Genomic DNA, 15084 nt, shown 5'->3' with positions numbered 1-15084 from the left:
ATAACTCGACCACCCGTTCCGGTGGCGAATCCCCGAACTCGATCCCCCACCACGCGCACGCACACGCACACACGTACCCCGACCCCGACCACAGGTCACCGTGGCGAGACGACCGCCGCCAACAACCCAGGCCCCGTATGCGCCCCGATGACCGCGCCGACTTCGCTGACGTGCAGCTCGACCAGCCCCGGGATCCGTTCCCGAAGCCGCTGCGCCAACTTCTCGGCGCGCTCGGGGGCCGCCAGGTGGTGCACGGCGACGTCGACGCTCAGCGAACCCGCCCGCTCGACGGCCAGTTCCTCCAGTCGCGCGATGGCCTTGGAGGCCGTCCGCACCTTCTCCAGCATCTCGATGCGCCCGCCGTCCAGCGTCAGCAGCGGCTTGACCGCCAGCGCCGAGCCGAGGAGGGCCTGCGCGGCCCCGATCCGGCCGCCGCGGCGGAGGTAGTCGAGGGTGTCCACGTAGAAGTACGCCGACATCTCCGCGGCCCGCTTCTCCGCCGCGGCCACGGCTTCGTCGGCGGAACCGCCGGCCTCGGCCGCCTCGGCCGCCGCGAGGGCGCAGAAGCCGAGGGCCATCGCGACCATGCCGGTGTCGACGACCCGCACCGGTACGGGCGCCGTCCTCGCCGCCACCACGGCGGCGTCGTAGGTGCCGGAGAACTCGGCGGAGAGGTGCAGGCTGACGATGCCGGTCGCACCGGCGTCCGCCGCGGCCCGGTAGGCCCGTACGAACTCCTCCGGACCCGGCCGGGAGGTGGTGACGGAGCGGCGCTTCTGCAGGGCGATGGCGAGGCTGCGCGCCGAGATCTCGGTGCCCTCTTCCAGGGCCTCGCCCCCCAGGACCACGGTCAGGGGGACGGAGCTGATCCCGTGCCGCGCCATCGCCGGTGGGGGCAGATAGGCCGTGGAATCGGTGATGATCGCGACATGGCGGGACATGAGCCGGAGGTTACCGCCACCGGGGGCGATCCGGCAGCCCGGCCCCTCGGCTCACGAAGAACAGCAGGTCCGAGCCCCGCGAAAACTTCGGACCGGGTCCGTCACCACGACGGACCCGCAAGCCCCACACCGGTCGGGGCCGAAAAAACCTGAGCACGCCCCACCGCCACTGCGGCCGAGCACGCCTCACCAACCCGACGGCCCGAGCACGCCCGCCGCCCACCCCGACGGCCCGAACACCCGAAACCCGTCAGCCGGCCACCTCAGGTGGTGGCCTCGGGCCGCGGAGCCTTCTGCCACGGGTACCGCACCTCAGGCGCGGGCGGATTCAGCGCGGCCGCCTCCGGCCGCCCTTCCCGAGCCGCCCACCCGGAAGACGCCTGGGAACCCTGCGAACCCTGGGAACCTTGCGAACCCGCCCCCGCCTGCTGCGCGTCCCACGCGGCCGCGGCGGCGGCCAGTTCGTCGACGGCTTCCGGGGACCAGTCACGCAGCGCGTCCGACTCGACGCCGATCTGCGCCGACAACACGTCCAGGTCGTCCTGCGCGAACCTGCGGGCCCGGTCCCGCGCGGCCCAGCGCAGCGCGTCCGCAGCCTGCGTGATCTTGGCGGTGCGTTCGCGGAGGTCCGGCAGGCTCTCCTCGATGCGCTTGCGGTCCGGGTCGTGCTCCAGCCGCTTCAGTTCGTCGTCCAGCTCGTACCCGTGGGCGCTGAGCCGCTCGAAGAGGTGGATCGACTCCTTCAGCGAGCTGTCCGCCTGCACCCCCTGGTACAGCGCCTGCTGCGTGGCCCGCATGGAGTTGCGCAGGTCCAGCCGCAGCTGTGCCAGCGCCCCCGTGACCCCGACCTGGCCGAAGCTCTTCGCCCTCAGGGTCGTGTCCTCGACCGTCCGGCGGGCCTGCGTGATCGTACGGTCGACGCCGCGCTTCGCCGCGCCCACCACCTTCACCGTGGCCCAGGCACCCAGCCCCAAGAAGGCGAACAGCACCAACAGGGCAAAGATGATCAAAGCGCCCGCCTCCATGAGGTTCCCTTCCTCCGCCGAATCCGTCCCCTCCACCGTAAACGCCAAGGGCAGGTCGGGGGTTCCCGTCGAACCCCCAACCTGCCCTTACGGGATGTCCCTCACCCGGGGACGCCCTTCGCTCGGGGAGCCCCTCCCGAGGCCCCCTCAGATGACGATGTTCACCAGCTTCGGCGCCCGCACGATCACCTTGCGGATCTCCGCGCCGCCCAGCGCCGCGACCACGTCGGCGTCCGTGACGGCCAGCTGCTCCAGGTCCGCGTCGGAGATCGTGGGCGGCACCTCCAGCCTCGCCTTGACCTTGCCCTTGACCTGGACGACGCACGTGACGGTCTCGTCCACGACGTACGCCGGGTCCGCGACCGGGAAGTCCTGGTGGACCACAGATTCGCTGTGGCCCAGGCGGTGCCACAGCTCCTCCGCGATGTGCGGGGCCAGCGGCGCGACCAGCAGCACCAGCCGCTCGGCGACGGAGCGCTCCAGCGGGCGGCCCGCCTTCGTCAGGAAGTTGTTCAGCTCGGTGATCTTGGCGATGGCGGTGTTGAACCGCAGTGCCGCCATGTCCGCGCCGGCCCCGTCGATCGCCTTGTGCAGCGCCCGCAGGGTGTCCTCGCCCGGCTCCGCGTCGACGACCGTGACCTCGCCGCTCTCCTCGTCCACCACGTTGCGCCACAGGCGCTGCAACAGTCGGTACGAGCCGACGACGGCGCGGGTGTCCCACGGACGCGAGACGTCCAGCGGGCCCATGGCCATCTCGTACAGGCGCAGGGTGTCCGCGCCGTACTCCTCGCACATCTCGTCCGGCGTGACGGCGTTCTTCAGGGACTTGCCCATCTTGCCGTGCTCGCGCTTGACGGGCTCGCCCTGGTGGAACCAGCCGCCGTCGCGCTCCTCGACCTCGGCCGCCGGGACGTACACACCGCGCGAGTCGGTGTACGCGTACGCCTGGATCATGCCCTGGTTGAACAGCTTGTGGAACGGCTCGACGGAGGAGACGTGACCCAGGTCGAACAGGACCTTCGACCAGAAACGGGCGTACAGCAGGTGCAGGACGGCGTGCTCGGCGCCGCCGACGTACAGGTCGACGCCGCCGTGCGGGGCACCCTCCCGCGGGCCCATCCAGTACTGCTCGATCTCGGGGTCGACCAGCGCGTCCGCGTTGTGCGGGTCCAGGTAGCGCAGCTCGTACCAGCAGGAGCCCGCCCAGTTGGGCATGGTGTTGGTCTCGCGGCGGTAGCGCTTGACGCCCGCCCCGTCGCCCAGGTCCAGGTCGACGTTGACCCAGTCCTCGTTGCGCGACAGCGGCGTCTCCGGCTTGGAGCCGGCGTCGTCCGGCGCGAAGGTGCGCGGCGAGTAGTCCTCGACCTCGGGCAGTTCCAGCGGCAGCATCGACGCGGGCAGCGGGTGGGCGACGCCGTCCTCGTCGTAGACGATCGGGAAGGGCTCGCCCCAGTAGCGCTGACGGCTGAACAGCCAGTCGCGCAGGCGGAAGTTGACGGTGCCCTCGCCGATGCCGCGGTCGGCCAGCCAGTCGGTGATGGCGGCCTTGGCCTCGACGACGCCCAGGCCGTCCAGCGAGATGCCCTCGCCGGCGGAGTTGACCAGCGTGGCGTCGTACGCGACGAACGCGGCGTCCCACTCGGCCGGGTCGGTGCCCCGACCGTCCGTCGGCTGCACGACGCAGCGCATCGGCAGCTCGAAGGCGCGCGCGAACTCGAAGTCGCGGCCGTCGTGGGCGGGTACGGCCATGATCGCGCCGGTGCCGTAGCCCATCAGCACGTAGTCGGCGATGAAGACCGGGACCTGTTCGCCGCTGACCGGGTTGGTCGCGTACGCGCCGGTGAAGACGCCGGTCTTGTCCTTGGCCTCGGCCTGTCGCTCGACGTCCGACTTCGACGCCGCCTGCTTGCGGTACGCGTCGACGGCCTCTGCGGGCGTGGCCCAGCCGCCGGTCCACACCGGGTGCGTGCCCTCGGGCCAAGCGGCCGGAACGACGGCGGAAACCAGCTCGTGTTCGGGCGCCAGGACCATGTAGGTCGCGCCGAACAGGGTGTCCGGGCGGGTGGTGAAGACGGTGATCGCACCGGCGTCGCCGACGGCGAAGTCGACGCGCGCGCCCTCGCTGCGGCCGATCCAGTTCCGCTGCTGCAGCTTGATGGCCTCGGGCCAGTCCAGCGCGTCCAGGTCGTCCAGCAGGCGGTCCGCGTACGCGGTGATCCGCATGTTCCACTGGCTCAGCTTGGCCTTGAAGACGGGGAAGTTGCCGCGCTCGGAGCGGCCGTCCGCGGTGACCTCCTCGTTGGCCAGTACGGTGCCCAGCCCGGGGCACCAGTTGACCGGCGCGTCGGAGGCGTAGGCCAGCCGGAAGCCGTTCAGCACGTCGGCCCGCTCGCCCGCGGTCAGCTCGGCCCAGGCGCGGCCGCCGGGCACCTCACGGCTGCCGTCCTCGAAGGCGGCGACCAGTTCGGTGATCGGGCGGGCGCGCCGCGCGTCGGTGTCGTAGAAGGAGTTGTAGATCTGCAGGAAGATCCACTGCGTCCACTTGTAGTACTCGGGGTCGATCGTCGCGAACGAGCGGCGCTTGTCGTGGCCCAGGCCCAGCCGGCGCAGCTGGACCTTCATGTTCTCGATGTTCGCCTCGGTCGACACGCGCGGGTGCGTGCCGGTCTGCACGGCGTACTGCTCGGCCGGCAGGCCGAAGGCGTCGAAGCCCAGGGTGTGCAGGACGTTGTGGCCGGTCATCCGCTGGTGGCGGGCGAAGACGTCGGTGGCGATGTACCCGAGCGGGTGGCCGACGTGCAGGCCCGCACCGGACGGGTAAGGGAACATGTCCATGATGAACTTCTTGGGCCGGGCGACCACGGCGGGGTCGCCGGCCAGGTCACCGCTCGGGTTCGGGGCCTCGTACGTGCCCTCCGCGTCCCATACGTCCTGCCAGCGTGCCTCGATGTCGGCGGCCATGGCAGCCGTGTAGCGGTGCCCCTCGGCCGCCTCGGGGGCCGGGGTGTTCGTCTCGCTCATGATTCCTGAAGCTCCATCGATCGACTCTGCCGTCTCTGCCTGCCCAAACGAAAAAACCCCTCGCACAGGAGGGGACGCCACGCCGATGCCGATCACATCCGTGGGCTCGATGGGTCGGTACTGATCAGCGCGGCTCGGTAAGCAGAAGGCGTACGGCACGCATGGCGTCAGGGTACCGCAGCGGCCCCCACGGCCGCTCTGCCGTTCCGAGCGGTGGGCACGACGAGAAGCGGGCCACCCGATCCGGGTGGCCCGCTTCTTCACTGTGGAGCTATGGAGAATTGAACTCCAGACCTCCTGCATGCCATGCAGGCGCTCTACCAACTGAGCTATAGCCCCTTGCTCTGCTTGCCGCTTCGGTTTCCCTTGCCGGTTCCCCTTGGCGACGTCCCAAACATTACACGGTCATGGCCCTGGTCCAAAAATCGGTTTCCGCCGACCACGGGCCATGTCCGTTTTGGGGTGTATCGCCGCCTTCTCGCTACCTTCTCGTCGGGCCCGTCAGGCTCTCGCGAACTGGTAGAACCGCTTCAACGTGCAGTGCTCATCGAGCAGCCGCCCGTAGATCGGTTCCCCTTCGAGCTCCCGGTACGTCTCGATCGGGTCGCCTTTTATGATCAGCGCCCGCGCGCATTCCTCGCACCAGTACTGGTAGTCGGGGTTGACCGGTTCCATGTCCCGCACGATCGGCGTGCCGTTGTCGCACCAGTCGCACCGCCGCCGGTGTGCACCCATCCGTCAGCGACTCCCTCCCGCGTCGGGCCGTCGTGACCCCCTCCGGCCGTCCGATTCTGCCATGCCCGTGCCGGCGGGGGCAGCCGTCGCAAAAGGAACAAACGCAAGGATCCCGCCCCCTGTTGGGGACGGGATCCTGATTGTGGAGCTATGGAGAATTGAACTCCAGACCTCCTGCATGCCATGCAGGCGCTCTACCAACTGAGCTATAGCCCCGCTCTCCGCCGCGTTCCCCCCGTTTCCGGTGTTCTTCGCTGCGAACAAGAAGAACTCTAGCCTGTGACCAGCCGGAAAGTGAAATCCGGGTGGAGGGCCCGTTCCGACGTGTCAGGCCGGGCTCCGCGCGGGCTCAGTCGTCGTCGCCGAGCACCGGTTCCGGCAGCGTGCCGGCGTTGTGTTCCAGCAACCGCCAGCCGCGCGCGCCCTCGCCGAGGACGGACCAGCAGCAGTTGGAGAGCCCACCGAGGCCCTCCCAGTAGTACGCCTCCAGGCCGAGCAGGCGGCCGATCGTCGTACGGATGGTGCCGCCGTGGCTGACGACCACGAGGGTGCCGCCCTCGGGCAGCGCCTCGGCGTGGCGCAGCACGACCGGAGCGGCGCGGTCGGCGACCTCGGTCTCCAGTTCACCGCCGCCGCGGCGGACGGGCTCGCCGCGCTTCCAGGCGGCGTACTGCTCGCCGTACTTCGCGAGGATCTCGTCGTGGGTGAGGCCCTGCCACTCGCCGGCGTAGGTCTCGCGCAGCGCCTCGTCGTGCTGGACGGACAGGCCCGTGACGGCGGCCAGCTCGGCGGCCGTGTCCGCGGCCCGCCGGAGGTCGGAGGCCACGATGGCGTCCGGCTGCAGCGAGGCGAGCAGCCGAGCGGAGCGGCGCGCCTGCGCCACACCCGTCTCGGTCAGCTCTATGTCCGTGGAGCCCTGGAAGCGTCGTTCCAGGTTCCACGAGGTCTGGCCGTGCCGCCAGAGGACGATCTTCCTGCTGGTCGTGCCCGTTGCGCTGGTGCTCAGAACAGATCACCGTCCAGTTCGTCGTCGCCCGCCGCCTCGCGCAGCTTGGCGTGCTCCTCGGCCTTGCCGATGGTGAGCTTGGCGTCCTCGGGGAGCTCGATCTCGGGGCAGTCCTTCCACAGGCGCTCCAGCGCGTAGAAGACGCGCTCCTCGCTGTGCTGGACGTGGACGACGATGTCGACGTAGTCGAGGAGGATCCAGCGGGCGTCGCGGTCGCCCTCGCGGCGCACGGGCTTGGCGCCGAGCTTCTTGAGGAGCTGCTCCTCGATCTCGTCCACGATCGACTTGACCTGGCGGTCGTTGGGCGCGGAGGCGAGGAGGAAGGCATCGGTGATCGACAGCACGTCGCTGACGTCGTACGCGATGATGTCGTGAGCGAGCCGGTCGGCCGCGGCCTGGGCGGCGGCGGTGATGAGCTCGATGGAGCGGTCCGTGGCGGTCACGTGGCCATGCTTTCGGGTTGACGGGCAGATCCTTACAAGGGTCTCATGTACCGCCGACCCCGCCCGCGCAGAACGTTCCGCGCGGGCTGGGCACCGGCTCAGGGGCCCTGCGCAGGGAGCCTCGGGGCGCTCAGGACGCCTTGTAGTCCCGGCCCAGGACGACCACGACGTCCGCGTTCACCGCGTTCTCCGCCTTCTTCACGGCCGTTTCCGGCAGTCCGAGCGTCTTGGCGACGTCGATCGCCCGGTCCCGCTGGGCGTCGTCCTGGTAGGTGATTCGCGAGGTGGCGTCGGTCCGGTCCGCCTTCCCGCCGTCCACGAACGCGTAGCCGCCGTTGAGCAGGGCCGCCTTCGCCGCGGTCCCGGTCCGTTCGTCGCCCGTGGCGTCCCTGAGGCCGACCCGTGGGGCGGCGCCCGGCTGGGCCGCGGTGAAGGAACCGCCGAGGACCTCCTTGACGACCTTCTTGTTCGCCTCGTCGGTGAGGCTGCCGTCGGGCTTCACCCCGAGGACGTCGGTGCGGTACGCGCCGATCTTGGCGTGCTCGCCGATCCGCGACAGGAGCGCGCCGAGGTTCTGCGCGTCGAGTCCGGGGTCCAGGATCTGGCCCATGCTCTCCACGGTCGTCGCGGCGGACTTCGGGTCGCCGGGGATCTTGCGCAGGACGGCGTACAGCACGCGGCCGGTGCGCTCCAGTTGCTTGGCCTCCGGTTCCCCGGGGCCGCGGTGGGTGGCGTACGCGACGGCCATCGCCCCGGTGAGGCTTTGCTTGGGTCCCTGTCCGACGGCCGGGGTCCGGGCCTGCTCGTCGGCCGGGACGGCGGTGTCGGTGTCCGTCTCGATGCCGCCGACCAGCTCGACGAGGCGTTCCAGGAAGGGGGTGTCCAGGCGCCAGGTGCCGCCGATGCGGGTGCCGAGGACCGTGTCGAGGGATTCGCGGGTGCCGAGGGCGCCCTCCTCGACGGCCTTGCCGAGGGCCGCCGGGGTGCCGTCCTGCTTCGTGACGCCGAGGGTGTTGGGCAGCAGCACGGTGGCGCCCCGGCGGGTGGTGACGTTGTCCACGAGGAGGGCGGTGGAGGTGCCGCCGCGCTTGGTGTTGTGCAGGTGGACGACGATCATGTCGCGCTTCTGTTCGCCGATGGGCGCGGCGGTGTTCTTCCGCCCGCCGGGGCCGTCGAGGAACGGCAGCCGGTCCGCGTACCAGAGGTAGCCGGCGCCCCCGACGACGAACAGGGACAGGACGACGATCAGCGCGACCCCGCGGTTGCGGCCCCGCCGGCGGGCCTCCTCGCGGCGCTCGGTGCGGCTCTCGGTGAAGGCGAGCCAGTCGATGACGTCCTCGGAGTCCTCGTCCGGCTGGTCGACGAACGCGAACTGCTCGGCGCGCCGGTCCGCGTCGGCGCCCGGTTCGCCGGCCGACTCGCGGCGCGGCTCGGGCACCTGCGGCGGCGGCTCCGCGGCCGGCTCGTACCGCTGCTGCTGCTGCGGCTGCGGCTGCGCCTGTTCCTGGGGCAGGTACGTCGGCTCCGGGGCGCTCTGCTGCGGAATCCACTGCTGCGCCTGCCGGGTGTCGTACCCGGGTCCGGAGTCCTGTGGGTACGGGGCCTGCTGGTACTGGTACTGCTGCTGCCCGTACGGCTGCTGGTATTGCTGAGGCGGTTGTTGCTGAGGCGGGTACGGCTGCTGTTGCGGGTACGGCTGCTGCTCGTATCCGTACTCGTACGCGTACCCGTACGGAGGAGGCGCGGCGGGGGGCGGGGTGGCGGGAGGCGCGGCGACCGGGCCGTACACGGGTCTGCCGTACGGGTCGTAGCCGATGAGCTCGCGCTCCTGGGCGGCGTACGGGTCGTACGGATCCTGTGGGTCGTTCACCGCGGGCCCCTCTCTTCCGGAAGCTCAGGCTCCCCGGTACAGCTCACGCTTGTCGATGTAGCGCACCACACCGTCGGGAACGAGATACCAGACCGGGTCGCCCTGGGCGACCCGGGCGCGGCAGTCCGTGGAGGAGATGGCCAGTGCGGGGACCTCGACGAGGGAGACGCCGCCTTCGGGCAGTCCGTCGTCGGTGAGCACGTGGCCGGGGCGGGTCACTCCGATGAAGTGCGCGAGGGAGAAGAGTTCGTCGGCGTTCCGCCAGGTCAGGATCTGGGCGAGGGCGTCGGCGCCGGTGATGAAGAACAGGTCGGCGTCGTCGTTGAGCGCGCTCAGGTCCCGCAGGGTGTCGATGGTGTACGTCGGGCCGCCGCGGTCGATGTCGATGCGGCTCACCGAGAACTGCGGGTTCGAGGCCGTCGCGATGACCGTCATGAGGTACCGGTCCTCGGCGGGTGACACGGCCCGCTGCGACTTCTGCCAGGGCTCACCCGTCGGTACGAACATCACCTCGTCGAGGTGGAACAGCGCGGCGACTTCACTGGCGGCCACGAGGTGGCCGTGGTGGATCGGGTCGAATGTCCCGCCCATCACGCCGAGCCGGCGCTTGACCGGGCCCGTAGGCATTTCCTGCTCTCCCATGAGCGCAGAGCCTACTGGCCCGGTGCCGCGTGCACGGAGGGGCTTAGCGGTCGCGGTTCAGGCGCGTGGTCACCCAGAGCATCAGCATCAGGATGACGAACGCAGCGCCACCGGTGAGGTAGGGGCTCAGGCTGTCGTGGTTGCTGCCGTGCTCGGCGCCCCCCGATGCGAGAACGACCATGTTGTGGGTGGTGGTGGAGAGGCTCATCAGGCAGATACCTATCGAGTCGGGGAGCGTGCGGAGACTTCGCTCACATCGTAAGCGGGGCCCCTGGGCACGCTCACGCCGACTCAGTCGTTGGAGAGGATGGACGCCAGAGGACACAGGCCGATCAAGGGGGAGGCGCTATGACGGACACGGGTTTCGAGAAGGTACCGGCACGCAATCGCAGGAGGTTCCCCGGAATCTCCTCACGGGCGTACGAGCACCCCGCGGACCGTTCCGCGCTGGTGGCGCTGCGCAAGTTGAGCGGCTTCGACACGGTGTTCAAGACCCTGAGCGGGCTGCTTCCGGAGCGCAGCCTGCGGCTGCTCTTCCTGTCGGACTCGGTGCGGGTCGGCGAGACGCAGTTCCCGCACCTGCACGAGATGCTGCGCGACGCCTGTTACATCCTGGATCTGGAGAAGGTCCCGCAGATGTACGTGCAGCAGGACCCGAAGCCGAACGCCATGTGCATCGGGTTGGACGAGCCGATCATCGTGGTGACCACGGGCCTCGTGGAGCTGCTCGACGAGGAGGAGATGCGGGCGGTGGTGGGCCACGAGGTGGGCCACGCGCTGTCCGGGCACTCCGTGTACCGCACGATCCTGCTGTTCCTGACGGGTCTGGCGCTGAAGGTCGCGTGGATCCCGCTGGGCAACGTGGCGATCATGGCGCTGGTCACCGCGCTGCGCGAGTGGTTCCGCAAGTCGGAGCTGTCCGCGGACCGGGCCGGTCTGCTGGTCGGCCAGGACCTGAACGCATCGATGCGCGGCCTGATGAAGATCGCGGGCGGCAACCACCTCCACGAGATGAACGTCGACGCGTTCTTGGCCCAGGCGGACGAGTACGAGAAGAGCGGGGACCTGCGCGACTCCGTGCTGAAGATCCTCAACGTGCTGCCGCGCACCCACCCCTTCACCACGGTGCGGGCCGCCGAGCTGAAGAAGTGGTCCCAGCACCGCGACTACCAGCGGATCATGGACGGTCACTACCCGCGGCGCGAGGAGGACAAGGACACCTCCGTGACCGACTCCTTCCGCCAGTCGGCCTCGCACTACGCCGACACGGTGCGCACCAGCAAGGACCCGCTGATGAAGTTGGTCGGCGACATCGCCGGCGGCGCGGGTGACCTCGGCGGCAAGCTCCGCGACCGGTTCACCGGAGCCGGGGCGGGGGCAGGTTCGGGATCGGGTACGGGTACCGCCGGCGGCAGCGGTTCCGAGGGCAAGGGCACTACGGGGCCGGCGCCGGAGCAGGGCTGACGGGGGCCGCGGTCCCGGCCGGGCCGCCGGCGGGCTCCACGGCCTGCGGCGCGGGCGGGGGCGGCGGCTGCGCCGTGGGCGTTGCGGCCGGGGCCAGCACCCCGCACAGCCCGGCCGCGCGCCGGGGCCGGCCGTCGGTCCAGGGATCGGTCGCGGGCGGGCCCACGGTGGTGGGGGCCGCGCCGGCCGTCAGCGGGCGGAACCCGGCGGCGGGGTCACTGGCGCAGTCCTGCGGGCCCGCCATCACGTAGGCCGAGGTCAGCTCGGTGCGGCGGGCCGTGAGGTCGTCCTTGTCGAAGCGCATCCGCAGTTCGCGCCGGACGGTGAACAGCGAGGCCCCGTCGGCGCCGGCCGCCGCGCCGCCCGCCGGGCGGACGGCGTACACGAAGGTGTGGTCGGTGGTCACTTCCAGGACCTCCGGGGTCAGCTCCCGGAAGGCGAGGGTGCCGCTGACCCGGACCCGGGTGTCGGCCACGAGGGCGACGGCGGGGTCGAAGCGGACGAGCCAGCCGGTGGCGGCGTGCCTGCCGTCCCCGGAGGGTGCGGTCATGCTCTGGTCGAACTGGGTGAGCTGGCCGGGATCGAGCAGGACCCGGACGGGCCGTGAGGCGGTCCCCGACAGCACGTCGGGGTCCAGCGAGGACTGCACCAGGTAGTCCTTGGCGATGGACAGCGCGGCGACGACCTGCCCCTCGGTGAAGTGGTGCGTGCGTCGCAGGGCCGGAAGGGTGATCCCGGCCGCCCCGACCCGGTAGTCGGCCGCCCGGCTCCTCTCGTACAGCTCCGCGGGTTTCCCGCCGGGCACCGTCTCGGCCGGGGCGAGGGGGACGACGACGCTGCTGAGCGGCTCGGCCGTGCCGCCGGGCGGCGGGACGTACGGGTTGCGCAGGCCCATGTAGACGGCGACCGCGAAGGCGGTGGCGATGAGCAGCACGAGCAGCATGCCCTGGCGGGCCCCGCGCCCGGGGGTGCTCGTCCGCTGCCCGGTGGCGGCTCCGCCGGCCGACCAGAGGGAGCGGCTGCGCACGGCCCGGGCGTGCTCCCCCATGCGTTCCTCGGCGGAGAACTCCTGGAGTCGGGCAGCGCGGACGAAGTCCTCGTCGAACACCACCGACCGGTACTCGTCCGGGCGCAGTTCGTCATCGCCCCCGCCGATGCCGTCGGGGGTGCCGCCTGGTGGATCTCCTGGAACGGCCATTGCTTCTCCCCGCTGTCCCCGCTTCAGAGAAGCCCCCGTCTCCGGTTCGCGCAAGCGGGGTCGTACCTTCAGGGTTGGCGAACCACGGGGTAGGTAAACGCGCCGACGTCGCCGACTTCCCTGAGCGGGGTACTGGCGGGCGCCGGGGCGGGCTCCGCTTCGCCGGAGGCGTTGCGGTAAACGGCGCTGAAGGCGAGGGCGACCATGCCGAGCCCCATGACGAAGGCGAGCACCCAGGCGACCGGCCTCAGCCACGGCGACCGGCCGCGGTAGGGGCGCAGGCTGCCGCCGTAGGCGCCGTAGGGGCCCTCGGCGTAGCCGTAGCCGTGGTGGTCGGGATCCCAGCCGGGGTCGTCGTCGAGGCCGTACCCGTCGGGGTGGCCGTAGCCGTGGTCGTCGTCGCCGTTCCAGCCGCCGGCGACGCGGGCGGCCTCGGCCTCGGCCCGGGCCCGGTCGGCGGCCCGCTGGCGCTCGGCGGCGCTCGGTTCATGGATCTCGGCGTTCCGGACGAAGGCCTCGTCGAACACCACGGAGGCGAAGTCCTGTTCCGCGCCTCCGCGGTCGTCTGCATCGTCTTCGGGGGCCCCGTCGTCCGGGAACGGCTTGCCCCCCACGTCGTCCGGCACACCACCAGCGTAGACCTGGGGGGCGGCTTTGGGCAGGCGTACGCCGGGATCCGGCCACACCGTGTTCGCCCGACGGTTACCGGATGTGACCGTCGCCGGTGACGATGTACTTGGTGGAGGTGAGCTCGGGAAGGCCCATGGGGCCCCGGGCGTGCAGCTTCTGGGTGGAGATGCCGATCTCGGCGCCGAAGCCGAACTGGCCACCGTCCGTGAAGCGGGTCGAGGCGTTCACGGCGACGGTGGTGGAGTCGACCAGCTGGGTGAACCGGCGGGCGGCGGCCTGGGAGGTGGTGACGATCGCCTCGGTGTGACCGGAGGTCCAGCGGCGGATGTGGGTGACGGCGTCGTCGAGGGAGTCCACGACGGCGGCGGCGATGTCGTAGGACAGGTACTCGGCGGCCCAGTCCTCGTCGGTGGCGGGCAGGGCGGTGGCCTTGGTGCCCTCGGCGGCGGCCAGGACCCGCTCGTCGCCGTGGACGGTGACGCCGGCGTCGGCGAGGGCGTCGAGGGCGAGCGGGAGGAACGCGTCGGCGATGTCGCGGTGCACGAGGAGGGTCTCGGCGGAGTTGCAGACGGAGGGCCGCTGGGCCTTGGAGTTGATGAGGATGTCCACCGCCATGCCGAGGTCCGCCAGGGCGTCCACGTAGACGTGGCAGTTGCCGGTACCGGTCTCGATGACCGGGACGATGGACTCCTCGACGACGGTCTTGATGAGGGAGGCGCCACCGCGCGGGATGAGGACGTCGACGAGGCCGCGGGCGCGCATCAGCTCGCGGACGGAGTCGCGGGACTCACCGGGGACGAGCTGGATCGCGTCGGCGGGCAGGCCGGCGCTCTCCACGGCGTCGCGCAGGATCGCGACGAGGGCCGTGTTGGAGGCATAGGCGGACGAACTGCCGCGCAGGAGCACGGCGTTGCCGGACTTCAGGCAGAGCGCGGCGGCGTCGACGGTGACGTTGGGGCGGGCCTCGTAGATGATGCCGACGACGCCGAGCGGTACCCGGACCTGGCGGAGGTCGATGCCGTTGGGGAGGGTCGAGCCGCGGACGACCTCGCCGACGGGATCGGGGAGGGCTGCGACGTCGCGCACGTCGGAGGCGATGGCCCTGATCCGCTCCGGGGTGAGGGTGAGGCGGTCGATGACCGTCTCGCTCGTGCCGGCCTCGCGCGCCTTGGCCGTGTCCACGGCGTTGGCGGTGACGATCTCCGCCGTACGGGCCTCCAGGGCGTCCGCGATGGCCAGCAGGGCCGTGTCCTTGGCGGACCGCGGGAGTGGCGCGATGGTGGCGGCGGCCGTACGGGACCGCTGCGCGGTGGCGAGGACGGGGGAGGTGGCGGGGGCGTCGTCGAGCGAGGTCATGCGGTCAGGGTAGTCCCCGGTCCGACCGGGTCCGAAGGGGTTCCATCCCGCGAGACGCGGGGGCGCGGGTCGCTGCGCGGGGCTCCCCCTCCGGCCCCCCACCGGTCGGGGGCGGGCCTTCGCCCCGCCCCGACCCTTCTCCGTTTCCCGGGCTGCGCCCGGACCCCTTGCCCGCGCCTCAAACGCCGGCGGGGCCGGGAGCGGCCGGGGGCGCGGCACCCGACGGCGGCTGGATCCGGGCGGTCCGCCTCCGCCTAGTAGGGGTGTACGCCCACCGGGTGGGCCGGGGGTGGGCCGTAGCCCTCCGCCACTCGTTGGTGGTAGGTCGCGCGGTCGATCACCTCCAGGCCGACGATCTCCCAGGGCGGCAGCTGCGCCGAGGAGCGGTGTTCACCCCACAGGCGCAGGGCGACGGCCGCCGCGTCGTGGAGGTCGCGCGCCTCCTCCCAGTAGCGGATCTCCGCGTGATCGTCGGCGTACCGGCTCGTCAGCAGGAAGGGGTGGTCGTGGGCGAGCTGTTCCAGCCCGCGACGGACCTCCGACAGGGGTGCGGGCTTGCCGGAGACGCTCAGGGTGATGTGCCACAGGCGGGACTCGTCCCGGTCCCCGTGGCCGTCGCCCCCGCAGCCGTGGTCGCCGTTTTGGTGACCGTTCCCCTGGCCGTGGCCGTCCCCGGTGCCGACGCTGGTCAGCGCTCGTCTCACCAGCCGCCTCCTGTCTGCGCTACGCGTGTCCGCCCCTCACAGTTGACCA

Annotated in this window: 14 protein-coding genes and 2 tRNA genes; 1 reads left to right on the top strand and 15 read right to left on the bottom strand. The window is 71.4% G+C overall.

What is annotated here, in order from left to right; all coding sequences use genetic code 11:
- Positions 1–95: 95 nt before the first annotated feature.
- The 11 genes from ACFY0I_RS14980 to ACFY0I_RS14930 form a co-directional block, all read right to left on the bottom strand.
- Positions 96–941 (bottom strand): DegV family protein, encoded by an 846-nt coding sequence (locus ACFY0I_RS14980; RefSeq protein WP_388894764.1) that lies wholly within the window; start codon positions 939–941, stop codon positions 96–98.
- 263 nt (positions 942–1204) lie between these two features.
- Positions 1205–1966 (bottom strand): hypothetical protein, encoded by a 762-nt coding sequence (locus ACFY0I_RS14975; protein ID WP_388894761.1) that lies wholly within the window; start codon positions 1964–1966, stop codon positions 1205–1207.
- 147 nt (positions 1967–2113) lie between these two features.
- Positions 2114–4987, bottom strand: coding sequence for a leucine--tRNA ligase (gene leuS, locus ACFY0I_RS14970; protein WP_388894758.1), 2874 nt, complete (start codon positions 4985–4987; stop codon positions 2114–2116).
- Between the two features lie 266 nt (positions 4988–5253).
- A tRNA-Ala gene (locus ACFY0I_RS14965) sits at positions 5254–5326 on the bottom strand.
- Positions 5327–5488: 162 nt separating this feature from the next.
- Positions 5489–5722, bottom strand: a complete 234-nt coding sequence (locus ACFY0I_RS14960) for a hypothetical protein (RefSeq protein WP_266577344.1) — start codon at positions 5720–5722, stop codon at positions 5489–5491.
- Between the two features lie 143 nt (positions 5723–5865).
- Positions 5866–5938 (bottom strand) — tRNA-Ala (locus tag ACFY0I_RS14955).
- Between the two features lie 133 nt (positions 5939–6071).
- Positions 6072–6728: a histidine phosphatase family protein gene (locus tag ACFY0I_RS14950; RefSeq protein ID WP_388895332.1), complete on the bottom strand. Its 657-nt coding sequence runs from the start codon at positions 6726–6728 to the stop codon at positions 6072–6074.
- On the bottom strand, positions 6725–7171 hold the full coding sequence (gene rsfS, locus ACFY0I_RS14945; protein ID WP_073915048.1) for a ribosome silencing factor: 447 nt from the start codon (positions 7169–7171) through the stop codon (positions 6725–6727). Before rsfS ends, ACFY0I_RS14950 begins: the two co-directional genes overlap by 4 nt.
- A gap of 130 nt (positions 7172–7301) precedes the next feature.
- Positions 7302–9041, bottom strand: a complete 1740-nt coding sequence (locus tag ACFY0I_RS14940) for an LCP family protein (protein WP_388894755.1) — start codon at positions 9039–9041, stop codon at positions 7302–7304.
- Positions 9042–9065: 24 nt separating this feature from the next.
- Entirely contained in the window at positions 9066–9683 is a 618-nt protein-coding gene (gene nadD / locus ACFY0I_RS14935; protein WP_388894752.1) for a nicotinate-nucleotide adenylyltransferase, read from the bottom strand.
- A 43-nt stretch (positions 9684–9726) separates the two neighbouring features.
- Entirely contained in the window at positions 9727–9891 is a 165-nt protein-coding gene (locus ACFY0I_RS14930; protein WP_388894750.1) for a hypothetical protein, read from the bottom strand.
- Between the two features lie 140 nt (positions 9892–10031).
- Here ACFY0I_RS14930 and ACFY0I_RS14925 point away from each other — a divergent pair, with 140 nt between their 5' ends.
- Positions 10032–11147, top strand: a complete 1116-nt coding sequence (locus ACFY0I_RS14925) for a M48 family metallopeptidase (protein ID WP_388894747.1) — start codon at positions 10032–10034, stop codon at positions 11145–11147.
- Here the strand turns inward: ACFY0I_RS14925 and ACFY0I_RS14920 are convergent.
- From ACFY0I_RS14920 to ACFY0I_RS14905, 4 genes are all read right to left on the bottom strand, one after another.
- Positions 11119–12345 carry a hypothetical protein gene (locus ACFY0I_RS14920; protein WP_388894744.1) on the bottom strand — a complete coding sequence of 409 codons (1227 nt, stop codon included), beginning with the start codon at positions 12343–12345 and terminating at the stop codon, positions 11119–11121. The genes ACFY0I_RS14925 and ACFY0I_RS14920 overlap by 29 nt on opposite strands.
- 68 nt (positions 12346–12413) lie before the next feature.
- A complete protein-coding gene (locus tag ACFY0I_RS14915; protein ID WP_388894741.1) occupies positions 12414–12971 on the bottom strand; it encodes a hypothetical protein in 558 nt (185 codons plus the stop codon).
- 76 nt (positions 12972–13047) lie between these two features.
- Positions 13048–14331, bottom strand: coding sequence for a glutamate-5-semialdehyde dehydrogenase (locus ACFY0I_RS14910; protein ID WP_388894738.1), 1284 nt, complete (start codon positions 14329–14331; stop codon positions 13048–13050).
- Positions 14332–14585: 254 nt separating this feature from the next.
- Positions 14586–15035: a hypothetical protein gene (locus tag ACFY0I_RS14905; protein ID WP_388894735.1), complete on the bottom strand. Its 450-nt coding sequence runs from the start codon at positions 15033–15035 to the stop codon at positions 14586–14588.
- Positions 15036–15084 lie beyond the last annotated feature (49 nt).

This window comes from Streptomyces sp. NPDC001568 (assembly GCF_042893755.1).
Classification (GTDB): Bacteria; Actinomycetota; Actinomycetes; order Streptomycetales; family Streptomycetaceae; genus Streptomyces.
This window is presented reverse-complemented; position numbering and strand designations above follow the sequence as displayed.

Bases quoted from the DNA above. Each gene is read 5' to 3' on its own strand.
- nadD (WP_388894752.1), bottom strand. From the start codon at position 9,683: ATGGGAGAGCAGGAAATGCCTACGGGCCCGGTCAAGCGCCGGCTCGGC.
- ACFY0I_RS14925 (WP_388894747.1), top strand. From the start codon at position 10,032: ATGACGGACACGGGTTTCGAGAAGGTACCGGCACGCAATCGCAGGAGG.
- ACFY0I_RS14930 (WP_388894750.1), bottom strand. From the start codon at position 9,891: ATGAGCCTCTCCACCACCACCCACAACATGGTCGTTCTCGCATCGGGG.
- ACFY0I_RS14980 (WP_388894764.1), bottom strand. From the start codon at position 941: ATGTCCCGCCATGTCGCGATCATCACCGATTCCACGGCCTATCTGCCC.
- ACFY0I_RS14910 (WP_388894738.1), bottom strand. From the start codon at position 14,331: ATGACCTCGCTCGACGACGCCCCCGCCACCTCCCCCGTCCTCGCCACC.
- ACFY0I_RS14960 (WP_266577344.1), bottom strand. From the start codon at position 5,722: ATGGGTGCACACCGGCGGCGGTGCGACTGGTGCGACAACGGCACGCCG.
- ACFY0I_RS14920 (WP_388894744.1), bottom strand. From the start codon at position 12,345: ATGGCCGTTCCAGGAGATCCACCAGGCGGCACCCCCGACGGCATCGGC.
- leuS (WP_388894758.1), bottom strand. From the start codon at position 4,987: ATGAGCGAGACGAACACCCCGGCCCCCGAGGCGGCCGAGGGGCACCGC.
- ACFY0I_RS14975 (WP_388894761.1), bottom strand. From the start codon at position 1,966: ATGGAGGCGGGCGCTTTGATCATCTTTGCCCTGTTGGTGCTGTTCGCC.